This window comes from Acinetobacter pittii (genome assembly GCF_034064985.1).
GTDB classification, from domain to species: domain Bacteria; phylum Pseudomonadota; class Gammaproteobacteria; order Pseudomonadales; family Moraxellaceae; genus Acinetobacter; species Acinetobacter pittii_H.
Genome location: NZ_CP139249.1, coordinates 1,542,881 through 1,566,245, shown reverse-complemented (window position 1 = coordinate 1,566,245; position 23,365 = coordinate 1,542,881). Strand labels below are relative to the sequence as shown.

Below are 23,365 nucleotides of genomic sequence, written 5' to 3'. Positions count from 1 at the left end.
AATTATTAATAAATATTTTTTAATCATCGAAATCATAGCCAACAGATGTAGAGCACTCCCAATACTCATGGATTTTACTCGCGATATCATCTTTTCCCATTGTAGTGAGTACATAAAAGAGTTTAGCCTCTTTATTTTTTCTTAGTATTAATAGGTTGTAGTAATCATACTCAGGCCCATTAAGACCTAATGTTGGCTGTGTTTCACAGTGCTTTTCTGCTTTGTAATGCCATTCAAGCTTATAAGTATCAAGGCCATCAGCAGCATTGATTACAATACCGTCATTGGCTCCGCCAATAAATCCAATTTTCATTGCTTTCTCTAAATTCTTATTAGGGGTAAATTTAAATATAACTTTAAACAAGTATCCTTCAATTTATAAAATGTATGTCAATACGTATCCTATGTAAGCAAAATTAACCATAAATATAGATGACTTTTAAGATTTCTTAATTGCAAAACTTTGGCACCCTATTTTTACTTTAAACACAGGAAAAGTTTTCTACTAAAAAGCATTTATTATTGTTTCCTGTTTTGCAAAATTACACGCTATAATTTTCAAATCATTTATCCTCCCTACCCATCACATTAATTTAAACAACTTTTGAAAAAAATTAGTGCGCGGAGTTTTAAATTAATTTTTTATATCCCAAGCTTCTTTAATTTATGATTTTAAAAAGGATATATGGTAGATGTGTCTTAAAAAATTTGCTTTGAATGATTTTGGAGATATTTAGATATGTCTAAAATCATAATGTTTGACATGGATGGAACTTTATTAGATCTCGCTTTTGATGATTTCATCTGGAATGAATGTCTTCCTAAGCGACATGCAGAGATACATCAACTTCCACTCGACCAGAGCCAAAAAACACTATATCAGTTTTATCAATCACATAAGCATACACTTGTTTGGTATTCATCAGCTTTTTGGACTAAAACTGTAAGCGTTGATGTACTCAAATTACAGCAAGAGTTTCAGACAAAAATTCAAGCTCGCTCAGGTTGTATTGAGCTTCTGCAGGAACTGAAAGAACAAGGATATAGTTGTTGGTTAGTTACAAATGCTGACCGTGCAAGTTTACAATTAAAGCTCGATAATATTGCAATTGAACACTTCTTTAACGTAATCGTATCGAGTGAGCAAATTGGTTATGCAAAAGAAGATATTCATTTTTGGCAAGAGCTCCAAAAATTACACCCTTTCGACCCAGACGCAACCATTTTTATTGATGATACAGCTCCTGTACTAAAAACAGCTGAAAAATTTGGTATCAGGCACTTGTTTACTATCTTACAGCCCTCAAGTCTAAAGGATGTAAGAAAGCATGAGGATTTAGAGTATAAAGCGCTAGATCGACTTACAGAATTGCTGTCTATATTGAATCAAATTGATAGAAAGGATAATGATGTCAAAATTGCTTGAAAACGATGCTGTAGAGACCATGCGTGTCGACAAATGGTTATGGGCTGCTCGTTTTTTTAAAACTCGTTCAATTGCTAAAGCAGCAATCGAAGGAGGTAAAGTACATCACAATAATGAGCGTGTAAAAGTTTCAAAAGAAATTCGTGTCGGAATGGAACTTATTATTCAACAAGGTTTTGATAAAAAAACCGTTGTCGTAAAAGCGCTTTCGAATACACGTGGTCCAGCGCCAGTTGCCCAGCAACTTTATGAAGAAACAGAAGTAAGTATTGCTAGACGGGAGTTGATTGCATCCCAACGAAAATTGCATAATCTTGCTCGACCTGATCATAGACCGAGTAAAAAGGATCGTAGACAGATTAATCGGTTTAAACAGGACAATGATCAACACTGGTCGTATGGTGATGAATAAAAACGTCGAGTTGTGTCGCACACACACAGACAACACATAGAAGCTATATAAAAAATCTGTCACTATTAGCCCTGTGAAACAAGTTGAGATTCAATGCATCCACTTGGGTTAAACGTGATGAACTTAGAGTATTGAGGTTTTTGAGATGGATGAGAATAAAAGCAAAGCATTACAAGCCGCGCTAAGTCAAATTGAGAAGCAATTTGGCAAAAATACGGTGATGCGTCTCGGTGACAACACTGTTCAAGCAGTTGAAGCTGTATCTACAGGTTCTTTGACTTTAGATATTGCATTGGGGATTGGCGGTTTACCAAAAGGTCGTATCGTTGAGATTTATGGTCCAGAATCTTCTGGTAAAACCACAATGACTCTCCAAGCAATTGCGCAATGTCAAAAAGCTGGTGGTACTTGTGCATTTATCGATGCAGAGCATGCATTAGATCCACAATATGCACGTAAACTTGGTGTAGACATTGATAATCTACTTGTATCACAGCCTGACAACGGTGAACAAGCTCTTGAAATTGCAGATATGCTAGTTCGTTCTGGCGCAATTGATTTAATCGTTGTCGACTCAGTTGCTGCACTTACTCCTAAAGCAGAAATTGAAGGCGAAATGGGCGACTCTCACATGGGCTTACAAGCTCGTTTAATGAGTCAGGCGCTACGTAAAATTACGGGTAATGCTAAACGCTCAAACTGTATGGTTATTTTCATTAACCAGATTCGTATGAAAATTGGTGTAATGTTTGGTAGCCCTGAGACTACGACTGGTGGTAACGCATTAAAGTTCTATGCTTCTGTACGTTTAGATATTCGCCGTATTGGTCAAGTCAAAGAAGGTGATGAAATCATCGGTTCTGAAACTCGAGTTAAAGTTGTTAAAAACAAAATGGCTCCTCCTTTTAAAGAAGCTATTTTCCAAATCCTATACGGTAAAGGTACAAACCAGCTTGGCGAACTTGTAGATTTAGCTGTACAACAAGATATCGTGCAAAAAGCAGGTGCTTGGTATTCGTATCAAGGCAATAAAATTGGTCAAGGTAAAAACAACGTTATCCGCCACTTTGAAGAAAATCCTCAAATGGCTGGAGAAATTGAAAAGGTTATCCGTGAACAACTATTAACTACGGGTACTAATGGCGCTGTACAGGTCGAAGAGGAAGAAGAAGATCTTCTATTAGAATCTTAATCATTATCGCTCATTAGTCTTAAAAACGCCCTTCGGGGCGTTTTTTATAAGGAAACCTTAATATGTTCAAAAGATCAGAAGAACAGTCTCAACAACGTGCATTGCTTACAGGTCAGCGTTTGCGCTCCTATGCTTTCGCGCTATTGACTCGTCGAGATTATTCAAAAGCAGAACTTACTGAAAAATTAAATCGTTATGCACAAAATCCAGAAGAGGTTAAGCAACTAGTTGAAGAATTATCTGAACAAAACTATCAAAGTGACCAACGCGTTGCAGAACTAACATTGGCTAGCCAAATTAGAAAAGGTAAAGGTCCAAAACGTATTAAACAAGCTTTAAAAACAAAACAAATCGAAAATGATTTAATTGCAGATGAAATTCATAACATTGATTGGTTAGAACAGGCTTATCAGCTTAAAGTGAAAAAGTTTGGTGAAGAAGTAGAAAAAGATCCTAAACTTAAAGCAAAACAAATGAGATTTTTACAGTATAGAGGATTTGATTTAGATGTAATTATAAAAGCAATCCAACGAAGATCGGATTAGAAGATGGTGGCAGCCCCACTAGCAAAACTTCGGCACATCATAGATCTGCTACCGTTGCTACCTTCCGGTCCTGGCGGGGTTCACAGAGTACAATTGCGAAGCCACCAGCGGGGCTACCATTGCAAAACAGAGTATAGAGATTTTTAAAAGAGTTGCAAGTCTTCTTCTCACTTTTAAGCAAGTTTATGTTTCAATTGATTAATTCATCAGCAAAAATACATAAATTTCTAGAACCTCTAATCTTATATTCTTTCTTGATAATTATTTTGAATAAAATATGCTTGAAGATTGTAAACTATTCTTGCATTTATATTGTTAGCTGTTTTAATTGCAATGATTAATTAAAACTTTAGATAGCTAGCGTGAATAGTTTATATATTCCCTTCTTAAGTTGGCTTTTACATAAAATTATGGACCTATACTCATGCGATTGATGAAGCATTCTTTATTATTTATTGCCTTAATGAGCACTACTTCTCTCTATGCCAATATTCCAATTGAATCGCGCGGTTTAAGCCAAAGTGGCGGCAGCTCAACCACTACTGCATCTAGTAATTCTTCAGTTCCTAGTAATTTAAATTGGGAATTGATGCAAAAAAATCAACAATTAGAAAGTGATATACGCACTCTACGTGGACAATTAGAAGAACAATCCAACGATATTGAACAATTGAAAAAAGATTTAGCTAATCGCTATACTGATTTAGATCAACGTCTAGAATTACTTAATCAAAAAGTAGATCCGGAAAGTGCAACGCCAGATAATACAGCAAATAGTGATGCTACAGCTACTGGAAGCTCAGAAGCTCCATCTACTGATAATAAAACAGCAAGTATTACCACAGCTTCTACAAGTCAAGTGACTTCCCCATCCCAAACGCAAGTAACACAACCAGCTTCACTGCCTGCTACGCAAAATCAATCAAACCCTGTAGAACTTGAAAAAGCAGCTTACACTGTTGCTTTAGATGCCTATAAACAAGGTGGAGCCAAAAAAGCGATTGCTCCAATGCAAAACTTTATCAAAAATCATCCTAATAGCGTTTATACAGGGAATGCCTACTTTTGGTTAGCCGAGTTTAATTTAGCTACTGATCCAGTGAATTATAATGAAGCTAAAAAGAACTATAACGTAGTGGCTACACAATACCCAAATTCTAGTAAAGCTCCTCGCGCCCTTTACCAACTCTACAGTATTGCCAAAGATGTTGATAAAAATACTGTTTCAGCAAATCAATATAAAGCTAAAATCTTAAGTCAGTATCCAAAATCTGAAGAAGCCAAATTTTTTAATAAATAAAAGTTCTTAAGAAAAAAAGACACCGCAGATTGCGGTGTCTTTTTCGTAATATTTTTGCTTAGCGCACAATACCACGTTCTGACCGTTCAACAGAGTCAATTAACAATTGAGCTTCTGGAACATTCGGAAGGATATCATTTTTAATCTGCTCAACCGCTTGAACAGAAGTCAGGCCTGATTTAAAAATCAATTTATAAGCTTCTCTAAGACCTTGAATTGTATTTTTAGACCAACCCTTTCGGCGCATACCTTCTATATTAATACCAAACGCATGTGCTGGATTACCAGATGCCATAACATAGGCCGGCACATCTTTTAAGATTAAAGATGCTCCACCAACCATACTGTAAGAATCAATTTTACAGAATTGATGAATCCCAGAATTACCACCAATAATGACATGATCACCAATATGTACGTGTCCAGCAACGCCGACATTATTTGCGAAAATATTATGATCACCAACAACACAATCATGTGCAATATGCGTATTAACCATCAATAAGTTATGACTACCTATTTTAGTTAAAGCATTATCTTGTACAGTTCCTCTATGTAAACTGCAATGCTCACGAATTAAATTATGATCTCCAATCTCTAACCAAGTTTCTTCCCCTTGGTATTTCAAGTCTTGGCAAACTTCACCAACACTTGCAAATTGGAAAATCTCATTATTTTGACCAATTTTGGTAAAACCACCAACTACAACATGTGAGTGTAATTTAGTACCAGCGCCAATCGTCACATTTGGACCAATAATACAATAAGGTCCTATCTGGACATCTGGGGCAATCACTGCAGATGGATCAATAATGGCCGTAGAATGAATTAAATCGTGATTGCTCATGCCTGCTCTGTTTTTTGGTGTGAAATCATAATTTCAGCGGTTGTTGCTACAATACCGTCAACGGTAGCCGTACAGTTATATTTGTAGATACCGCGTTTTTGCATTACTAATTCAGATTTTAATACAAGTTGGTCGCCCGCAACTACTTGTTTTTTAAATCTAACCTTTTCTGCACCAGCAAAGAGGAATAAAGAACCTGGTTTTGGCGTCTCATTGTTCATAATGAAACCTAGAACGCCTGAAACTTGAGCTAATGCTTCTACAATTAAGACACCCGGCATAATTGGATATTCCGGGAAATGCCCTTGCAAGAACTCTTCATTAATAGAAACATTTTTATAACCAACAATACTATTGTCAGTTACTTCAGTCACACGATCAACCAATAAGAATGGGTAACGATGCGGCAAATATTGACGAATCGTTTGAATCTGCATTGGTAATTCAGGGATGGCAAATTTAGGTGTAGTTGACTCGGTCATAATATTCTATTTACGCAAATTAAAAGTTGATTCAAGAGACTCTATTTGAGCTTGTATATGATCAAGTCGTTTAGTGATTTGGGTCAATGGCACATCTGCTAATTGTCGCAAGCGTACAATCGTCTTTTTCCAATGACTATTTTCAAATAATCCAATTCCTGAAGAATAGGTACCCGCTTCAGAAATATTTTTTGTGACCATTGACATTCCAGTTAAAGTCACGTTATCAGTGATTGAAAGGTGACCAGACACACCGCAGGCTCCTGCAAGAATACAGTTTTTGCCAATTTTAGTGCTTCCAGCAATTCCACATTTAGCAGCAATAGCAGTATTTGAACCAATATGAACGTTATGTGCAATTTGCACAAGGTTATCAATAATTACCCCATCTTCCAAAATTGTATTATCTAAAGCACCCCGATCAATACTACAATTTGAACCAATGCGGACATCATTACCAATAATAACTGAACCTAGTTGAGCAATACGATGCCATTTACCCTGATATGGAGCAAATCCAAAGCCTTCGCTACCAATTACGGTACTTGCATGGACTCGAACGCGGTCAAGTAATTTAGCTCCACCCGTAATGGTGACATGTGAATCAATGAAACAATCCTTTCCAATTTCCACATTATCATCCAGACGAGTATGAGACTGGATAATCGTATTATCTCCTACTACACAATTTTCACCAATTACAACATAATGGCCAATATATGCATTTTCAGAAATAATTGCAGATGGATGAATTTGAGCAGTACTTTCAATACCTATTGATGTGATCTTTTTATCAAAAGCATGGGTAAGGATGGCAAAAGCTAAATAAGGATTATCAACAATAATAAAATTTTGTTTATCAGTAAGCAGTTCTTTAATTGAGTTTGTAACAATGTACGCACCCGCACGGCTAGCTTTTGCTTGATCGATATACTTTTCGCCATTCACGAAAGTAATATGAGAAGCTTCAGCATTTTCTAAACTTGCTAAGTTTACGAATTGAAGACTACCCGTACCCACTAACTCACCATTCACTAGGTGAGCTAGTTCATCTAAACGATAATGTTGCACTTTCATTAATTTATTTCATTGAATTAACCTTTTGTATTATTTTATCAGTTAAATCATATTTAGCGTCATAGGCAACGGTCGAATTTTTATTCAAAATGAAGTCAAGATTATTTTCTTTTCGTAATTGTTCAGCAGCTTGTTTCACACGACTCTCAAAAGTTGAGTTCATTCCTTGCAAACTAGTTTGAACTTTAGACTGCAAACCTTGTTGAGTCGAATTAAATTCATTTAATTTTGACTGATATTGAGTCTGAAGCTTTTTAATATCATCTTCTTTCATTTTTTGCCCTTGGGTTTGGGCTTGACGTTGCAGACCTTCTAACTCTTTACCCAACTGCTCAAGACGTGTTGTTGTTGGTTTAACAGATTGATTTAAACTTGCATTTTGTTGTTTTAAATAAGTACTGCTTTCAACAACTTTAGCAAGATCAATAACACCATAACCAGCTGCATTCGTCATAGCAGAAACTGTAAGGCCTAACCCTAACATTAATATATTTAATTTTTTCATCTTAATTTGTGTCCTTATTTGATTGTTTAGTCAAGTCGCACTTAGAAAGTACGACCGATTTCAAACTGAATCTCTTTAGTTTCGTCACCAGGCTTATCATTTAACGGGAATGCATAGCTAAGAGATAATGGTCCAATCATAGTGATCCATGTAAATCCTACACCTACGCTATAACGCATATTGCCTAAATCAAAACCGTAGTTATCTTCACAGTACTTTTTAGCATCTGCAATTTGTTGACCATTCATAATCATAGAATAGGAGCCAACATCACATTTAGTATCAAATACCTGACCACCTTCAGCAAAAATGACTGGTCGTACTTGGCGAGTCCAGTCCCCTTTGAAAGGTAACGGTAAAGCAAGCTCTGTACCAAACTGAACTAAAGCATTACCTCCAACTTCTTCTGGAGAAGGGTCATTAGTTTTTGTTTCTTGTAAATTTACACTTGCATACTTAGGACCCAAGGTACTGTTGTCATAACCACGCACAGAACCATAACCACCTGCATAGAAGTTTTTATAGAATGGTAAATCATTACCATAGCCAAGTTTACCGTAACCACGTAATACGAAACCAGTATTACTAATTGGCCAGAATGCCTGTGCATCATAAGTTGCTTTTTGATAGTCAACATCACTACCTGGCAAACCAATTTCAAGACCTACACGATGTGACATACCTGAAGTAGGGAAAATAGGACGGTTTAAGGTATTGTATGACCAACCTAAATTTAAGTTATATGTAAAGAACTCACCCTCAAACGCGTTATCATATTGTTCTTCTCGGACCTTACATTCCCCCTTCTCGGTATCATACTGCGACTCACCATTTAAGGTTGGACAATATGAACCCTTACTTGTTGCTTTACCACCATTTGCTAACAAATAATCACGCACATAAGTAGAGACATAAGGACCAGTCGTTACTTTAGTATTATCAATACCAACTGAGGCACTTAAACTTTGATTTTCATCAATTGGATAACCAAAACTTAAACTGCCGCCAAAACTATCGGTAACATAGTTATTAACGTTATAGTCATCATTTAACTTTGTTTTACGATAGTAAACATTATAACCGCGGCTTACCCCATCAATCGTAAAGTAAGGGTCGGTAACACTTAAATTATAGTAGTCTTGAGTTTCAGAGCGAGATAAATCGATCGAAACACGATTACCTGTTCCCATAAAGTTAGTTTGACTCAAACCTGCTTGGAATGTGATACCGCCACTTTGCGAGTAACCTACAGCTAATGTTGTAGTTCCCGAGTGTTGTTCTTCAACATTTACGTTTAAATCCACCTGATCTGGTGAGTTTGGAATACGAGCCGGTTTAATATCAACTGTTTTAAAGAACCCTGTACGCTCTAAACGAACTTTAGACAGATCAATTTTTTCATTACTCGCTAAAGCGCCTTCCATTTGACGCATTTCACGACGTAATACTTCATCGGCAGTTTTACTGTTACCTGTAAAGTTAATGCGACGTACGGTTACTTGCTGACCTGGGTTTACATAGTAATTTAAATCAACAACGCCCGTTTCATTATTAATTTGCGGAACAACGTTCACATCTGCAAAGTAATAACCAGCATTACCATATTTACGCAATAACAATTGCTTAACAGCATTTACTTTTTCTTGTGAATAAGTATCGCCATCTTTATAGATTTTTAAAGCTTGCAGTTCTTCAGGTTTATAAAGTGCGTCACCTAAAAACTTGGTTTGACCAAATTTGAACTGATTACCTTCCTCTACAGCAACTTCAATAAAGATATTCTTTTTATCTTCACTAATATTAAGCTGTGAGTTATTGATATGAAAATTGATATAACCTTTATTCAGATACATGGCACGCAAAGCTTCAAGGCTCGCTGCCATTTTCTCTCTAGCATAACGGTCGTTACGGGTTACAACAGAAGCCCAGCCACTTTCTTTAACTGCGAAAGCTTGTTTAATTTCGCTGTCTTTGAAAACAGTATTACCAATAATATTGATATTAAAAACTTTAGCAGCCGTACCTTCATTAAAATTTAATTTAAGTTCAACACGGTTATTTGGACGAGCTATCGTATCAACAGTTACATCAGCATCATAACGGCCTTGCTGAGTATATTGCTGCTCTAATTCAGTTTCAATTGTTTGTAAAGCTGACTTCTTAAAAACTTCGCCTTCAGCAATGCCCATTTTTTTGAGGCCTTGCTCTAAAGCCTCTTTAGGAATAAGTTTATTACCCTTAAATTCAAGCTTTGAAATAATTGGGCGCTCTACGACATTAAAAACTAAAGTATCGTTGTCTCTTGATGCTTTAATATCGTCAAAAAGTCCAGTGGCATACAATGTTCGAATTGCTTCTGCGATCATCGGTTCATTAACGCGATCGCCACTGTTGATTGGCAACATGGTAGAAACATTTGCAGGAGTTAGACGGACCAATCCATCTATACGAATATCTCGAACAACGAAATCATCAGCTGCATATGCTTGTTGTACCGCTGCCATAGCGCTAACAAGTGCCAAAGGCATTAAAAAATGTGTGTGCCGCATGCCAGTTTTTCCAGTAAGTTATAAATCCATATACGTTTACAAACGCATAAAATCGTTAAATAAAGCTAAAAGCATCATACTACCGAGCAGTACCATACCAATTTTTAGACCAAACATTTGTATTTGTTCAGAAACAGGCTTACCACGAATAGCCTCAATAATGTAATAAACGAGATGTCCACCATCTAGCATTGGAATTGGCAATAAATTTAAAATTCCAAGACTTACACTCATTAAAGCCATAAATGAGATAAAAGTCTGCCATCCCATTTCTGCACTTTGTCCTGCCACTTTCGCGATTGTAATTGGTCCAGAAAGATTCTCTAAGCCAATTAAACCCTTAACCATTTTTACTATCGAACTCAATATCATGCTAGAGATTTGACCAGTCTTATCTAACGACATCTCGAAAGCTTGTATTGGAGTATATTGAATTGTTTGCTTATATTCGTCAGGAATTGTAATTTTTCCTGCATCACTTTTTACGCCTAAGACACCGCTCACTTGCCCCATATTGTCACGCTTTCCTTGAGGCATGACTTGCAAATGAACAAGTTGACCATTACGCAACACATCAATACTAAGTAACTTTTCTGGTGAGTGTTGTACAACTTCAACAACATCAAACCAGTCTTTCATCGCTTGACCATTAATGGATACAATACGATCACCGACTTTCATTCCTTGTCGAATTGCTGCTCCATCTGTAGTCAACTCGGTTACAACAGCTGGAATAACAGGACGATATGGTAAAAAGCCTAATACATCTAAAGCTGATTCATTCTGATTTTTTAAAAAGTCTTTAATAGGCAAAACAATATTTTTTTCAGCGCCTGCACGATCTACATCAAGATTTAGACTACCGGTTTCACCTACACGGTCAATCAAAGCAAAGTTAAGTTTTTCCCAAGTTTGCGTTTCCTTTCCATCAACAGCAATAATCTTGTCACCGACTTGCAGTTGGGCAGTTGCTGCTGGCGAGTTTGGTATAACTTTACCTACTCTCGTATTTAGTTGTTCTTGTGCTGGTAAAAATAGAATCCAGAAAAGTAAAACAGCAAAAATCAAATTAATTAAAGGTCCGGCCGCAACAATTGCTATACGTTTCCATGGATTTTGACGGTTAAATGCATAAGGTAAATCTTGCTCGGCTACATTACCTTCTCGCTCATCGAGCATTTTTACGTAACCGCCTAAAGGTAAAGCTGAAAGTTGATATTTAATTCCAGATTTTTTTGATGTCCACTTAAGTAATGTCGGACCAAAACCAATAGAATAAACTAGAACCTTAACACCAAGTTTTCGTGCCACCCAATAATGACCGAACTCATGAATTGCAATTAATGGACCGAGCAAGAGAGCTGCTGCTGCAATCATAAATAATGCGCTCATTTCAGCCTCCTATACTTGATATATACTGCTGTGCTACATGTCGTGCTACTTCATCTTTATTCAAAATAGACTCGATATTATCAGCAACTGAGTTTTCCAATTTTTGCAAAGTATGCTCTACCACTTGTGGGATATTTGTAAATCCAATCTGTTCCTTTAAAAATGCAGCAACGGCAACCTCATTTGCAGCATTTAAAATAGTAGGTGCCAGCCCTCCCGCACGCATTGCCTGACGGGCTAAATCCAGTGCTGGAAATTTCTGGATATCCGGTGCTTGAAAATTAAGCTGAGAATACTCAAATAAATCTAAAGCAGGAACATTAGTCTGTAAACGTTCTGGCCATGCTAATGCATGAGCAATCGGTGTACACATGTCTGGATTACCCATTTGAGCCAATGTTGAACCGTCAACATATTGCACCATAGAATGAATAATACTTTGTGGATGAACAACAACTGTAACAAAATGTTCAGATATTGAAAACAAATGACATGCCTCGATCAACTCTAACCCTTTATTCATAAGAGTAGCTGAGTCAACTGAGATTTTTTGCCCCATAGACCAGTTCGGATGTTTACAGGCTTGCTGTGGTGTAACTTTCTCTAATTGTTCTAATGAATGATTTAAAAATGGGCCACCTGAAGCGGTCAATAAGATTCTTGATACGCCCTGTTGCGGTTGTCCATTTCTTTCAGCCTCTAAATAATTATGAGGTAATGATTGGAAAATAGCGTTATGTTCTGAATCTACTGGTAACAATAATGCTTGATGATCACGTGCTGCTTGCATCATGATTTCACCAGACATTACCAAAGCTTCTTTATTAGCTAGCAAAACGCGTTTACCAGCTTTTACAGCCGCTAATGTTGGCAATAAACCCGCTGCACCAACAATCGCAGCCATAACTACATCAACATCAGGGTGAGATGCGATACTTATCAACCCTTCCTGATCAGTCAAAATCTCAATATTTTGTAATTCATTTTCTACAAATAAGGCTGCTAATTCATCAACTTTTTGCTTTGGAACAACTACAACTTTTGGTTGAAATTGTTTACATATATCAACCAATTCAGAAATTCGACTATGAGCCGAAACTGCAAATACTGAATACTTATCAGGATGTTGATTTAAAATTTTTAAGGTACTTTGCCCAATGGAACCGGTTACGCCCAATATGCAAACAGATTGTGTCATTTATAAATCTACACCAATAAGTTTTAATATATACATTCCCGTTGCAAAAATCGGGGCTGCAGCAAGTAAAGAATCAATACGATCCAAGACACCACCATGACCAGGTAGCACGCGTCCAGAATCTTTAATACCAGCACGTCGTTTAATCATTGACTCAAATAAATCACCCAAAACTGAACCAAATACTGTAATGAGTGACAATATAAGAAATAGAATTTGCTGGATTAGAGTTAAATTTAAATAATTATATTGCACAACCAACATAACCAATATAGTAGTGATAATACCACCATATAATCCTTCTACTGATTTGTTCGGACTTACGGTTGGCGCTAACTTTCTTTTACCAAATTTACGTCCAACAAAGTAAGCACCACTATCTGCACCCCACACGAGCAAGAACAGATACATTAACCACCATGGTGAACTTTGCCACACAACAAAGATTGAAGTTACTGCAGCACAGACTAAAATTATGCCAATTACATACAAAGTCGCGTTATACCAACCATCAAATTCAGGAAAAGATTTGACCCAATAAACGCTTACAAGCCAAGTCAAAATTGAAGCAGACCACAACAATAATGCAATATCATGGAAAAATAAGGCAACACCTGAAACGAATGCAACAAGCAGACCGTAGCACCAAGCTTTAGGCTTTACAGCATTTACAGTTTCACGAGGCATTAATTTATACCATTCATACCCCGCAACCCCTGCTGCTACAATCATAAGAACCAACATTGGATAATGTGATTGCGTAGCAAACATACAGCCTAAAACAACTGCAACAAGTACCAATGCGGTAACAATCCGCTCTAACATTATAAATTCTCTATTTTCTCTTGCTGAATTTGTTCAGATGTTTTGCCAAAACGACGCTCACGCCCTGAAAAAACATTCAATGCATGATCGAATTCTTGTACTGTAAATTCTGGCCATAAAGTATCAGTAAAATACAGCTCCGCATACGCTGCTTGCCATAACAAAAAGTTAGATATGCGATAATCTCCGCCTGTACGGATCAATAAGTCCACAGCTGGCAGATCGTTTAGACTGACATATTTTTCGAACAAATCAACATTTATTTGATCAGCACCAAATTCACCACGAGAAACTGCTTCAGCAACTTGTTTTGCTGCATTTGCAATATCCCACATCCCACCATAGCTCACGGCAATAGTTAAGGTCATAGTGTCATGATGTGCTGTCTGTTGCTCTGCATCTTCCATTAAGGCAACTAAGTGTGAAGGTAATCGAGAACGATCACCGATAAAACGCAAAGCAATATTGAATTTCTTCATGCGAGGTATTTGCTCATGAATAGTTTCTTCAAGAAGCTTCATAAGCAGATCGACTTCAAATTGTGGTCGATTCCAATTTTCGCTTGAAAATGCAAAAACCGTTAAAGCACGAATACCCGTTTTTTTACAATGTTCAACGATAGGATCAAGAACATTTTTACCTTCTCGATGTCCATCGCCTTTTTGCATTTGATTTTTTTTTGCAAAGCGGTTGTTGCCATCCATGATGATGGCAACATGCTTAGGAAGATGATACTCTTCTGAATCGGTCATAAAATTTAGACCTTCATCAATTCTGCTTCTTTCGCTGCAAGACGTTTGTCTACTTCTGCAACATATTTGTCTGTAATTTTCTGAATATCCTCACCTGCACGACGCTCATCATCTTCAGAAATTTCTTTTTCTTTCAATAGCGCTTTAATATCACCTAACACATCACGGCGAATATTACGAATCGCAACTTTTGCATTTTCAGCTTCACTACGTGCAACTTTTTGCATATCACGACGTGTTTCTTCAGTTAATGCAGGTAAAGGGACACGAATTGAATCTGCCGTAATCGGGTTTAAACCAAGATCGCTTTCACGGATTGCCTTATCAATAGCAGATACCATAGTACGTTCAAATGGTTGAACAACAAGGGTACGAGAATCTTCAATACCTACGTTTGCTACTTGATTTAAAGGCACATCAGAACCGTAGTAAGGAACCATCACACCATTTAAAATTGATGGGTGTGCACGGCCGGTACGAACTTTAGCAAACCCTTGTTCCAAAGAATCAAGAGTTTTTAACATACGCTGTTCGCTGTCTTTTTTCAGATCGTTAATCATATGATCTACCTTACTTATTTATTCAAGAATGTATTTAACAAATTTAATTTAGCGCTAGTATAAAGAGCTTTCAACAACACGTACATTATTTAGTAACGCGTGTACCTTCTTTTTCGCCCATTACCACTGACAATAGCGCACCTGATTTATTCATATCAAAAACTTGTAGCGGCACATTATGGTCACGACACAAACAAATAGCTGTCAAATCCATAACACCAAGCTTTTCGTCTAATACCTGATCAAAAGTTAAATGATCGTATTTAACTGCATCTTCGTATTTACTTGGATCTTTATTATATACGCCATCTACTTTAGTTGCTTTTAGAATTAAATTCGCTTCAATTTCAATTCCGCGTAAGCATGCTGCTGTATCAGTTGTAAAGAATGGATTTCCTGTACCAGCAACAAAAACACAAACTTCACCCTGACTCAAATGACGAATCGCATCACGACTTGAATAAGATTCTACCACCGTACCAATTGGCAATGCAGACATAAGACGAGTTCTGATATTACGGCGAACCAATGCATCACGCATAGCCAAACCGTTCATTACAGTTGCAAGCATCCCCATTTGATCGCCAGTAACACGACCAACCAAGCCATCTTTTTGCAACTGGCTACCACGATACAAGTTACCGCCACCAACAACGATACCCACTTGCACGCCCAAACCAACTAAGTGAGCAATTGAAAGGGACATTTGATCAAGAACTTGGGCATCAATACCCATGTCTTTGTTACCTGACAATGCCTCACCAGATAGTTTTAATAAAATGCGTGAATAACGGGGGCTAATTGTTTCCGCCATGAGTTTGCTCCAAAACCTCTTAAACTGAATGCTTTTTTGAATCGTTATCGATTAAACCGACTTAATTTTAATTAACTTTGCAAATAAGTCGTATTCATCCGCATCGGTGATTTCGACTTCCAACATATCGCCTGGTTGAATAGTGCTCTTATCGATATCTTCTACAAAGACATTACCGTCAATTTCCGGAGCATCCGCATAAGAACGTGCAACAGCAACAGGATATTCATCTTCCAAACTATCGACTAATACAGTCATCGTTTGACCAATACGTTTTTGCAACTTAGCAGCAGAAATTTGTTGCTGCACCTGCATAAAGCGCTCGTAACGCTCTTGCTTAATTTCTTCAGGCACATGATCTGGTAAATCATTTGCCGTAGCGCCTTCTACTGGTGAGTAGGTAAAGCAGCCAACACGATCAAGTTCAGCTTCAACTAACCAATCGAGCAATATTTGAAAATCTTCTTCAGTTTCACCTGGGAAACCCACTACAAATGTAGAACGAATCACAAGATCCGGGCATTTTTCACGCCACAATTTAATTTTTTCGAGTGTATTTTCACTGTGAGCCGGACGCTTCATTAACTTAAGAATACGCGGGCTTGCATGTTGGAATGGAATATCAAGATATGGCAGGATTTTACCTTGTGCCATTAAGTCAATAACTGCATCGACATGTGGATATGGATAAACATAATGTAAGCGCACCCAGATGCCAAGTTGGCCTAGTGCTTCACACATATCAAAGAATTTTGTTTTAACAGGTTGGCCATTCCAGAAATCAAGCTTGTATTTGGTATCCACACCATAAGCTGATGTATCTTGAGAAATAACCAAGATTTCTTTAACGCCTGCTCTTTTAAGCGCAGCAGCTTCTTCCAGTACACTTCCGACTGGACGAGAAACAAGATCGCCACGCATACTTGGAATAATACAGAAGGTACAACGATGGTTGCAGCCTTCAGATATTTTTAAGTAAGCATAATGTTTAGGGGTTAAACGAATTCCCTGCTCAGGAACCAAATCAACAAACGGATTATGTTTAGGTGGTGCCGGTACATATTCATGTACAGCTTCCATCACATCTTGATAAGCTGCTGCACCAGTAACCTTTAAAACGTTTGGATGCATTTGACGAATTTTATCTTCGTCTTTACCTAAGCATCCGGTAACGATCACTCGACCATTTTCACTCATGGCCTCGCCAATTGCATCTAGCGACTCTTGTACCGCAGATTCAATAAAACCACAGGTATTAACAACTACTAAATCAGCACCATCATAATCTGATGCAACTTGATAACCTTCAGTCTTTAACTGAGTTAAAATTCGTTCAGAATCTACCAATGCCTTAGGACAACCTAAAGAAACAAAACCGACTTTGGGGGTCTTCATGAATCTGCGCTCCACTTGAATGCGCGTATTGTATGTCTTTTCTTGCCGCAAGCATAGGTGGAAAGCCTACTCTTTGTGTAATGCACCAAAATACGACCAACATTTGCACCAAAACTCACCTTTGCACCAAGTTGGTTCATGTTATTATCTATTTTTAAGCCATCAGTTTTTATCAATAGACATAAAGACCGATTTCAGCGCGTTTTTAAATACCTTAAAACTTTAAAATAACCCATAAACAAAGTTGGCGTATATTTTGCATCGTTCATGTTCTATAACGGTGAAAATCCGATAACCAAGAAGATGCCATTGCGCTATTTTAAGACAGGAACGATTCGCTAATGGATCAACACAACCCTATCGACTATCGCCTATTGGTAGACAACCTAACTACTGCGATTTTATTGATCGATAGTAACTTAAATATTTTTTATTTAAATTCTGCCTGCGAAGCACTATTTGATATTAGTTTGCTTCGAGCTTCAGGACAGCCCGTTCTAAACCTACTTCATGCGCCTGATGATACTTTTAATACACATGAAGCGTTATTAAACACCATAAAAACCGGTCAACCTTATACACGTCGAGAAGCTGTTATTAATGTCAACTTTAAAGACCTTCATGTTGATTACACGGTGTCTCAATTAAATGCAGGTAAGAGTTATCATCCATTACTCTTGATTGAGCTCAACCCGATTGATCGTATGTTAAAGATTTCTAAAGAAGAAAATCTGGTACAACAACATCAGGTAGCCAGACAGCTTGTACGTGGCGTTGCGCACGAAATTAAGAACCCACTGGCAGGTATTCGTGGTGCAACTCAATTACTCGCGCGCAGTTTGAATGATAAGAGTTATGCTGAATTTACAGATGTCATTATTAATGAAGTAGATCGTTTAACTAACTTGGCAGATACTATGTTGGGTTCTAGACAACTCCCAAGTTATGAAAATGTTAACGTACACGAGCCTTTGGAGCGAGTGCGTTCACTTATCGCCAACCAGACAAAGAAGAAAATTAAAATTATACGGGATTATGATTTGTCTTTACCCGATGTTAATGCTGATCGTGATCAGTTAATACAAGTCATGCTCAACATTAGTGTAAATGCAATTCAAGCCATCACAGAAAACAAAGCATTTTTTATAGATCACGAACCGGAGTTAATTCTACGTACACGTATACAACGTCTTGTCACAATTAACGGTGTACTAAATCGATCTACAGTGCGAGTCGACATAGAGGACAATGGACCAGGCATTCCTGAAAGTATTTTGGAGTCAGTATTCTATCCATTGGTTACTGGACGAGCAAAAGGTACTGGGCTTGGCCTGAGTATTGCACAGAATATTATGCATCAACATAACGGAATGATTGAATGCCAATCTGTTCCTGGAAAAACAATTTTTAGCTTATATTTACCTTGGGAGTCAGACCGTGTCGCGAAATAAAATATGGGTTATTGATGATGATCGCGCCATGCGATGGGTATTGGAAAAGACCTTTAAAGAGGAAGGTTTTGATGTTACCAATTTTGAAGAAGCTCAAACTGCGCTTGAACGTTTGCACCATGATGCTCCCGATGTCATCTTAACTGACATCCGCATGCCTGGAATTGATGGTTTAACTTTTTTATCTAAAGTCAAAAACACTCATCCAGATTTACCTGTCATTATTATGACAGCACATTCTGACTTAGAGTCTGCTGTATCAAGCTATCAAACAGGTGCATTTGAGTATTTACCAAAACCTTTTGACATTGATGAGGCTTTAGCTTTAGTCAATCGTGCGATTCTGCATATCAACAAACTACAACAACAAGAAGCTACGAAAACTGCTTCACCTCTTCAATCAACAGAAATTATTGGTGAATCTCCGGCAATGCAGGAGGTTTTCCGTGCTATCGGCCGTTTGTCTCAATCCCATATTACCGTTTTAATTAATGGTGAATCGGGTACAGGTAAAGAATTAGTTGCTCATGCTTTGCACAAGCATTCCCCACGCCGTGCCAAACCTTTTATTGCTTTAAATATGGCTGCGATACCAAAAGACTTAATTGAAACCGAGTTATTTGGTCATGAAAAAGGCGCTTTCACAGGAGCAAATACTCAGCATCAAGGCCGCTTTGAACAGGCAAATGGCGGAACGTTATTCCTTGATGAAATTGGTGATATGCCATTTGAAACTCAGACTCGATTGCTTCGCGTACTCGCTGACGGTGAGTTCTATCGTGTAGGTGGACACATTCCAGTTAAAGTTGATGTTCGAATCGTGGCAGCAACACATCAGGATTTAGAAAAGCTAGTAAATGAAGGTCGCTTCCGTGAAGACTTATATCACCGCTTAAATGTGATTCGTATTCACATTCCTAAGCTTGCCCACCGTAGTGAAGATATTCCAATGCTTGCGCAGCATTTCCTTGCGCGTGCAGGTAAAGAACTTGGCGTAAGTCCAAAAATTCTACGCACTGAAACAACGGACTACATGCAACAGTTACCATGGCCGGGTAACGTACGACAACTTGAGAATACTTGCCGCTGGCTAACTGTAATGATTACTGGCCGCGAAGTTTATCCAGAAGATTTACCTTCTGAGCTCAAACAAGTTCCATTGCAAAAGAATAGTGATTCTAGTCAACCGGCACCTTCTTTTGAGCGTATTTCTCTACATCATTGGGATGAACTACTAAATCAATGGGCTATTCAAAAGCTTAAAAATGGTGAAATGAAAATTTTAGATATTGCCACACCAATGTTTGAACGCACGTTAATTAATGCTGCTTTGCAACAAACACGTGGACGCAAACGTCATGCAGCAGAATTATTGGGTTGGGGTCGCAATACCTTAACACGCAAGTTAAAAGAACTTGGAATGGATTCTGCAGATGATGACGAAGAAGATGAGCACAAGGTTACTCAAACTGAAGCCTAGACAGCTTATGAGTTAAGTTCAGAGCGGTTAAGTCATTCTTAGCCGCTTTGTTTTTATTAGTAATTTTTAATTAAATTCTAAATAAACATAAGGTTACATCATTATACCTATCTAAAACCTAATCTAAGCTTATATTTTCTATTAGTTTATTTCATTAATTAACCACTTACTGCTCAGCAGATAACCTAAAAGAAAGCTAATAGCCATCCTTAAAGCTAGTTTTGCTATACTAGATAGGCAAAGTTAACCGTTGTTATGAAATTATATGCATGATCCAGTCCTTGAGTCACATCACTCAGTATGTGATAAACCACAAACACGTCGCGGTATTGAACGTCGTTTAGCATTATTGTTAAGCGCAACCGAGCTGTTTCTGGATAAAGGATATGATGCCGTTTCACTCGATGACATTGTGAATCATGCGGGTGGCTCAAAAGCTTCAATATATAAGTATTTTGGCAATAAAGATGGTTTATTCACAGCAATTTGCGACTATCGACGAGAAATGTTCTTTAAAGATATTTGCATTCCATTTCAGCCCTCACAAACCTCTCTACGCGATTATTTAGTTCAAACTCTTATTCGTTTTTATACTCATATTATTCAACCTGAACATATCGCTTTTTTACGTCTAGTTATTGAGCAAACCCAATGCAATGCAACTTTGAGCCAATACTTATATGAAAAGTGCGCTCAAGATGTACAAAACACAATTGCTCAGGCACTTTTACTCTCTCACCAAGCTGAAGAAATTTTTTGCGCATCTCCAGATTATTCTTCATTAATGTATTTTGGAATTTTACGTGATATTGAATGGCGTATGATTATGGGAATGCCACTCCCTCCTGATGAGAAAGAAGTCATTGATTATATTAATTATTGTGTAGATATTTTCTTAAAGGGCCATCATAAAGACTAATTCTTTTGCATTTTAAAATGCTTATAGTATAGTAGACTTCTTTTTTCCCACATCCACCCAGCCAACAACAGATAATTGTTGTATTTCAAAACAATTATTATGGAGTAGCTACATGGCTCTAAGACATTTCCTGACTTTACGTGATCTATCCACTCTAGAACTTAATCGCATCTTAGAACGCGCGAGCGAGCTTAAAAAAATGCAACATGACAATAAGGTCTACCAACCTTTTGTCGGTAAAGTATTGGGAATGATTTTTGAGAAATCTAGTACGCGTACACGTATCTCTTTTGAAGCAGGTATTAACCAATTTGGCGGCAGTGCGATTTTCTTATCGCCTCGTGACACACAATTAGGTCGTGGCGAACCAATCGAAGACTCAGCACGTGTAATTTCAAGTATGCTTGATATTGTGATGATTCGTACCTTTGGTCATGACATTGTTGAACGCTTTGCATCTTACTCAAAAGTTCCTGTAATTAACGGCTTAACTGATGATCATCATCCATGCCAGTTACTTGCTGACTTACAAACTTATATTGAACACCGCGGCAGCATTGAAGGCAAAACCGTTGCTTGGATTGGTGATGGTAATAATATGTGTAATTCATATATTGAAGCTGCACACATGATGGGTTTCAAACTCAAAATTGCATCGCCAAAAGGATATGAACCTAAACCTGAATTTTTAGCAGAGTTTGGTCATTGTGTTGAGCTTTTTGATAATGCAGAAGATGCAGCAGTAAATGCTGATCTCATTGTGACAGATGTATGGGCAAGCATGGGCCAAGAAGAAGAACAAAAACTTCGTGAAAAGGCCTTTGCTGATTTTCAGGTTAACGAAAAATTAATGAGCCTTGCTCACCCGGACTGTTTATTCATGCATTGCTTACCTGCTCATCGTGGTGAGGAAATTTCTGAAACCATGCTCGATCATAAAAATGCAGTCGTATGGGATGAGGCAGAAAATCGTCTTCATGCTCAAAAAGCTTTAGTCGAATTTTTATTGAATGAAAATCTAAAAGCTTAAGTATTTACATAGGAAACAGCATCTTTATGATGCTGTTTTTTTATTTTATAAGACTTGTACTTTTCCAGTTAATTATTTTTAAAATTTTGATAACGTTGTCGAATATATAAGCAGGCTGTATTTCAACTATTCTCTAGAATCGTGTATAACATTCTACACAATAAGCTAAGCCTACTCTTGTAGAGTGCGATCATGACAACCCTTGAACAATCATTATCTCAAATTCCCGCATTTTCGATTATTCATGAACATTTATTTAGCTCGGCCCAGCCTTCTGCTGAACAACTAAAATTGATTAAAGAGTTTGGTTGTAGCACAGTCATTAACCTTGCTTTAACTAATGCTTCAAATCATCTTGAGAATGAAGACCGTATTTGTTTAGACCTTGGTTTAAATTATATTCATATTCCAATTGATTGGGAGATGCCTTCTGCTGAGCAGTGCTTATTAGTTTTAGATCTAATTGATCATTTAGTGCAAAATGAAATTGTTTGGATACATTGCGCCAAAAATAAACGCGTAAGTTGCCTTATGTATGTTTATAGACAGTTTTATATGAATATGGATATGCCTGCATCTCAAGATTTATTACACGAAATTTGGGAACCTAATGAGACTTGGACTGGACTCATTCATAGTATTACCTTACAGCTACAAGGCCGTAAGGCAACTTTAGAACTTCAACAGTCTTTGCAGCAGGCCGATCACTTGGTGTGATGAGAGACTAAAACAGTCGCTGTAGCCAAAATACCTTCTTGACGACCGGTAAACCCAAGTTTTTCGGTTGTCGTTGCTTTAATACTAATTTGATTAATATCGACATTTAAAACATCAGCAATGCTTTGACGCATTTCAAGATTATGCTTAGCTAATTTTGGACGCTCGCAAGCCACCGTAATATCGGCATTATTTAACTGATAACCACGGTCTAAGATTAATTGATAAACATGCTTTAACAATACTCGGCTATCTGCGCCTTTGTATTCTGGGTCAGTATCAGGAAAATGTTGTCCAATATCACCAAGTGCTAAAGCACCTAATAAAGCATCACATAGCGCATGAAGTACCACGTCACCATCAGAATGCGCTTTCAAACCATGTGTATGTGGAATTTGAATACCCGCCAATGTAACGAAGTTCCCCTCTTCAAAGGCGTGTACATCCATTCCTTGTCCAATACGAATCTGAGCAACCATATAAATTATTACCTTCCA

Annotated in this window: 24 protein-coding genes and 1 other RNA gene; 10 read left to right on the top strand and 15 right to left on the bottom strand. The window is 37.5% G+C overall.

Going from position 1 to position 23,365, the window contains the following annotated elements; translation table 11 throughout:
- Window positions 1-19 precede the first annotated feature (19 nt).
- Window positions 20-313, bottom strand: a complete 294-nt coding sequence (locus SOI76_RS07525) for a hypothetical protein (protein ID WP_014206979.1) — start codon at window positions 311-313, stop codon at window positions 20-22.
- Between the two features lie 426 nt (window positions 314-739).
- Between SOI76_RS07525 and yrfG the strand changes: the two genes are divergently transcribed.
- The 4 genes from yrfG (at window position 740) to recX (ending at window position 3,575) form a co-directional block, all read left to right on the top strand.
- Window positions 740-1,426: an HAD-IA family hydrolase gene (gene yrfG, locus SOI76_RS07520; RefSeq protein WP_205668351.1), complete on the top strand. Its 687-nt coding sequence runs from the start codon at window positions 740-742 to the stop codon at window positions 1,424-1,426.
- A complete protein-coding gene (gene hslR / locus SOI76_RS07515) occupies window positions 1,410-1,838 on the top strand; it encodes an RNA-binding S4 domain-containing protein (RefSeq protein WP_104078830.1) in 429 nt (142 codons plus the stop codon). Before yrfG ends, hslR begins: the two co-directional genes overlap by 17 nt.
- Window positions 1,839-1,983: 145 nt before the next feature.
- Complete coding sequence (gene recA / locus SOI76_RS07510) at window positions 1,984-3,030, top strand: recombinase RecA (protein WP_016140739.1); 1,047 nt, start codon at window positions 1,984-1,986, stop codon at window positions 3,028-3,030.
- 62 nt (window positions 3,031-3,092) lie between these two features.
- Complete coding sequence (gene recX, locus SOI76_RS07505) at window positions 3,093-3,575, top strand: regulatory protein RecX (protein ID WP_104078831.1); 483 nt, start codon at window positions 3,093-3,095, stop codon at window positions 3,573-3,575.
- Window positions 3,576-3,588: 13 nt separating this feature from the next.
- On the opposite strand, the gene ffs is transcribed toward recX, so the two are convergent.
- Window positions 3,589-3,685: signal recognition particle sRNA small type (gene ffs / locus SOI76_RS07500), an RNA gene on the bottom strand.
- Window positions 3,686-3,999: 314 nt separating this feature from the next.
- Here ffs and SOI76_RS07495 point away from each other — a divergent pair.
- Window positions 4,000-4,875 (top strand): YbgF trimerization domain-containing protein, encoded by an 876-nt coding sequence (locus tag SOI76_RS07495; protein ID WP_104078832.1) that lies wholly within the window; start codon window positions 4,000-4,002, stop codon window positions 4,873-4,875.
- Window positions 4,876-4,933: 58 nt separating this feature from the next.
- Here SOI76_RS07495 and lpxA read toward each other — a convergent pair whose 3' ends face one another.
- The 12 genes from lpxA to rimO all read right to left on the bottom strand — a co-directional run bounded on the left by lpxA (window position 4,934) and on the right by rimO (window position 17,271).
- Window positions 4,934-5,722 carry an acyl-ACP--UDP-N-acetylglucosamine O-acyltransferase gene (gene lpxA / locus SOI76_RS07490; protein WP_032053955.1) on the bottom strand — a complete coding sequence of 263 codons (789 nt, stop codon included), beginning with the start codon at window positions 5,720-5,722 and terminating at the stop codon, window positions 4,934-4,936.
- The gene (gene fabZ, locus SOI76_RS07485) at window positions 5,719-6,204 is read right to left on the bottom strand and encodes a 3-hydroxyacyl-ACP dehydratase FabZ (protein WP_002115603.1); all 486 of its coding nucleotides are present in this window, start codon (window positions 6,202-6,204) and stop codon (window positions 5,719-5,721) included. The genes lpxA and fabZ overlap by 4 nt, the downstream gene beginning before the upstream one ends.
- A gap of 6 nt (window positions 6,205-6,210) precedes the next feature.
- On the bottom strand, window positions 6,211-7,281 hold the full coding sequence (gene lpxD, locus SOI76_RS07480; RefSeq protein ID WP_057075219.1) for a UDP-3-O-(3-hydroxymyristoyl)glucosamine N-acyltransferase: 1,071 nt from the start codon (window positions 7,279-7,281) through the stop codon (window positions 6,211-6,213).
- Between the two features lie 4 nt (window positions 7,282-7,285).
- Window positions 7,286-7,786 carry an OmpH family outer membrane protein gene (gene ompH / locus SOI76_RS07475; protein WP_104078833.1) on the bottom strand — a complete coding sequence of 167 codons (501 nt, stop codon included), beginning with the start codon at window positions 7,784-7,786 and terminating at the stop codon, window positions 7,286-7,288.
- Window positions 7,787-7,827: 41 nt separating this feature from the next.
- Entirely contained in the window at window positions 7,828-10,335 is a 2,508-nt protein-coding gene (gene bamA / locus SOI76_RS07470; protein ID WP_205668352.1) for an outer membrane protein assembly factor BamA, read from the bottom strand.
- Between the two features lie 36 nt (window positions 10,336-10,371).
- Window positions 10,372-11,727, bottom strand: coding sequence for an RIP metalloprotease RseP (gene rseP / locus SOI76_RS07465; protein ID WP_104078834.1), 1,356 nt, complete (start codon window positions 11,725-11,727; stop codon window positions 10,372-10,374).
- 1 nt (window position 11,728) lies between these two features.
- Window positions 11,729-12,925: a 1-deoxy-D-xylulose-5-phosphate reductoisomerase gene (gene ispC / locus SOI76_RS07460; RefSeq protein WP_104078835.1), complete on the bottom strand. Its 1,197-nt coding sequence runs from the start codon at window positions 12,923-12,925 to the stop codon at window positions 11,729-11,731.
- Complete coding sequence (cdsA, locus tag SOI76_RS07455; RefSeq protein WP_016140731.1) at window positions 12,926-13,750, bottom strand: phosphatidate cytidylyltransferase; 825 nt, start codon at window positions 13,748-13,750, stop codon at window positions 12,926-12,928.
- Window positions 13,750-14,502 carry a polyprenyl diphosphate synthase gene (gene uppS, locus SOI76_RS07450; protein ID WP_016140730.1) on the bottom strand — a complete coding sequence of 251 codons (753 nt, stop codon included), beginning with the start codon at window positions 14,500-14,502 and terminating at the stop codon, window positions 13,750-13,752. The genes cdsA and uppS overlap by 1 nt, the downstream gene beginning before the upstream one ends.
- A 5-nt stretch (window positions 14,503-14,507) precedes the next feature.
- Window positions 14,508-15,062: a ribosome recycling factor gene (gene frr, locus SOI76_RS07445; RefSeq protein ID WP_016140729.1), complete on the bottom strand. Its 555-nt coding sequence runs from the start codon at window positions 15,060-15,062 to the stop codon at window positions 14,508-14,510.
- 85 nt (window positions 15,063-15,147) lie between these two features.
- The gene (pyrH, locus tag SOI76_RS07440; protein WP_000852257.1) at window positions 15,148-15,876 is read right to left on the bottom strand and encodes a UMP kinase; all 729 of its coding nucleotides are present in this window, start codon (window positions 15,874-15,876) and stop codon (window positions 15,148-15,150) included.
- Window positions 15,877-15,927: 51 nt separating this feature from the next.
- Window positions 15,928-17,271, bottom strand: coding sequence for a 30S ribosomal protein S12 methylthiotransferase RimO (gene rimO, locus SOI76_RS07435; RefSeq protein WP_002115588.1), 1,344 nt, complete (start codon window positions 17,269-17,271; stop codon window positions 15,928-15,930).
- Window positions 17,272-17,612: 341 nt separating this feature from the next.
- Here rimO and glnL point away from each other — a divergent pair, with 341 nt between their 5' ends.
- The 5 genes from glnL to SOI76_RS07405 all read left to right on the top strand — a co-directional run bounded on the left by glnL (window position 17,613) and on the right by SOI76_RS07405 (window position 22,868).
- Window positions 17,613-18,722 (top strand): nitrogen regulation protein NR(II), encoded by a 1,110-nt coding sequence (gene glnL / locus SOI76_RS07425; protein ID WP_002115631.1) that lies wholly within the window; start codon window positions 17,613-17,615, stop codon window positions 18,720-18,722.
- Entirely contained in the window at window positions 18,709-20,202 is a 1,494-nt protein-coding gene (gene glnG / locus SOI76_RS07420) for a nitrogen regulation protein NR(I) (RefSeq protein WP_002115702.1), read from the top strand. The genes glnL and glnG overlap by 14 nt, the downstream gene beginning before the upstream one ends.
- Before the next feature lie 265 nt (window positions 20,203-20,467).
- A complete protein-coding gene (gene adeN, locus SOI76_RS07415) occupies window positions 20,468-21,121 on the top strand; it encodes a multidrug efflux transcriptional repressor AdeN (protein ID WP_057075211.1) in 654 nt (217 codons plus the stop codon).
- Between the two features lie 112 nt (window positions 21,122-21,233).
- Window positions 21,234-22,151, top strand: a complete 918-nt coding sequence (gene argF, locus SOI76_RS07410) for an ornithine carbamoyltransferase (protein WP_016140724.1) — start codon at window positions 21,234-21,236, stop codon at window positions 22,149-22,151.
- A gap of 192 nt (window positions 22,152-22,343) precedes the next feature.
- A complete protein-coding gene (locus tag SOI76_RS07405) occupies window positions 22,344-22,868 on the top strand; it encodes a protein tyrosine phosphatase family protein (RefSeq protein ID WP_057075210.1) in 525 nt (174 codons plus the stop codon).
- Here the strand turns inward: SOI76_RS07405 and ispF are convergent.
- Window positions 22,856-23,347: a 2-C-methyl-D-erythritol 2,4-cyclodiphosphate synthase gene (gene ispF / locus SOI76_RS07400; protein ID WP_002115651.1), complete on the bottom strand. Its 492-nt coding sequence runs from the start codon at window positions 23,345-23,347 to the stop codon at window positions 22,856-22,858. The two genes, SOI76_RS07405 and ispF, sit on opposite strands and share 13 nt — an antisense overlap.
- Window positions 23,348-23,365: the final 18 nt, after the last annotated feature.

Bases quoted from the DNA above. Each gene is read 5' to 3' on its own strand.
- lpxA (WP_032053955.1), bottom strand. From the start codon at position 5,722: ATGAGCAATCACGATTTAATTCATTCTACGGCCATTATTGATCCATCT.
- argF (WP_016140724.1), top strand. From the start codon at position 21,234: ATGGCTCTAAGACATTTCCTGACTTTACGTGATCTATCCACTCTAGAA.
- fabZ (WP_002115603.1), bottom strand. From the start codon at position 6,204: ATGACCGAGTCAACTACACCTAAATTTGCCATCCCTGAATTACCAATG.
- lpxD (WP_057075219.1), bottom strand. From the start codon at position 7,281: ATGAAAGTGCAACATTATCGTTTAGATGAACTAGCTCACCTAGTGAAT.
- cdsA (WP_016140731.1), bottom strand. From the start codon at position 13,750: ATGTTAGAGCGGATTGTTACCGCATTGGTACTTGTTGCAGTTGTTTTA.
- ispC (WP_104078835.1), bottom strand. From the start codon at position 12,925: ATGACACAATCTGTTTGCATATTGGGCGTAACCGGTTCCATTGGGCAA.
- ispF (WP_002115651.1), bottom strand. From the start codon at position 23,347: ATGGTTGCTCAGATTCGTATTGGACAAGGAATGGATGTACACGCCTTT.
- rseP (WP_104078834.1), bottom strand. From the start codon at position 11,727: ATGAGCGCATTATTTATGATTGCAGCAGCAGCTCTCTTGCTCGGTCCA.
- SOI76_RS07405 (WP_057075210.1), top strand. From the start codon at position 22,344: ATGACAACCCTTGAACAATCATTATCTCAAATTCCCGCATTTTCGATT.
- uppS (WP_016140730.1), bottom strand. From the start codon at position 14,502: ATGACCGATTCAGAAGAGTATCATCTTCCTAAGCATGTTGCCATCATC.
- bamA (WP_205668352.1), bottom strand. From the start codon at position 10,335: ATGCGGCACACACATTTTTTAATGCCTTTGGCACTTGTTAGCGCTATG.
- ompH (WP_104078833.1), bottom strand. From the start codon at position 7,786: ATGAAAAAATTAAATATATTAATGTTAGGGTTAGGCCTTACAGTTTCT.
- adeN (WP_057075211.1), top strand. From the start codon at position 20,468: ATGCATGATCCAGTCCTTGAGTCACATCACTCAGTATGTGATAAACCA.
- recX (WP_104078831.1), top strand. From the start codon at position 3,093: ATGTTCAAAAGATCAGAAGAACAGTCTCAACAACGTGCATTGCTTACA.
- rimO (WP_002115588.1), bottom strand. From the start codon at position 17,271: ATGAAGACCCCCAAAGTCGGTTTTGTTTCTTTAGGTTGTCCTAAGGCA.
- glnL (WP_002115631.1), top strand. From the start codon at position 17,613: ATGGATCAACACAACCCTATCGACTATCGCCTATTGGTAGACAACCTA.
- pyrH (WP_000852257.1), bottom strand. From the start codon at position 15,876: ATGGCGGAAACAATTAGCCCCCGTTATTCACGCATTTTATTAAAACTA.
- SOI76_RS07495 (WP_104078832.1), top strand. From the start codon at position 4,000: ATGCGATTGATGAAGCATTCTTTATTATTTATTGCCTTAATGAGCACT.
- frr (WP_016140729.1), bottom strand. From the start codon at position 15,062: ATGATTAACGATCTGAAAAAAGACAGCGAACAGCGTATGTTAAAAACT.
- yrfG (WP_205668351.1), top strand. From the start codon at position 740: ATGTCTAAAATCATAATGTTTGACATGGATGGAACTTTATTAGATCTC.
- recA (WP_016140739.1), top strand. From the start codon at position 1,984: ATGGATGAGAATAAAAGCAAAGCATTACAAGCCGCGCTAAGTCAAATT.
- hslR (WP_104078830.1), top strand. From the start codon at position 1,410: ATGTCAAAATTGCTTGAAAACGATGCTGTAGAGACCATGCGTGTCGAC.
- SOI76_RS07525 (WP_014206979.1), bottom strand. From the start codon at position 313: ATGAAAATTGGATTTATTGGCGGAGCCAATGACGGTATTGTAATCAAT.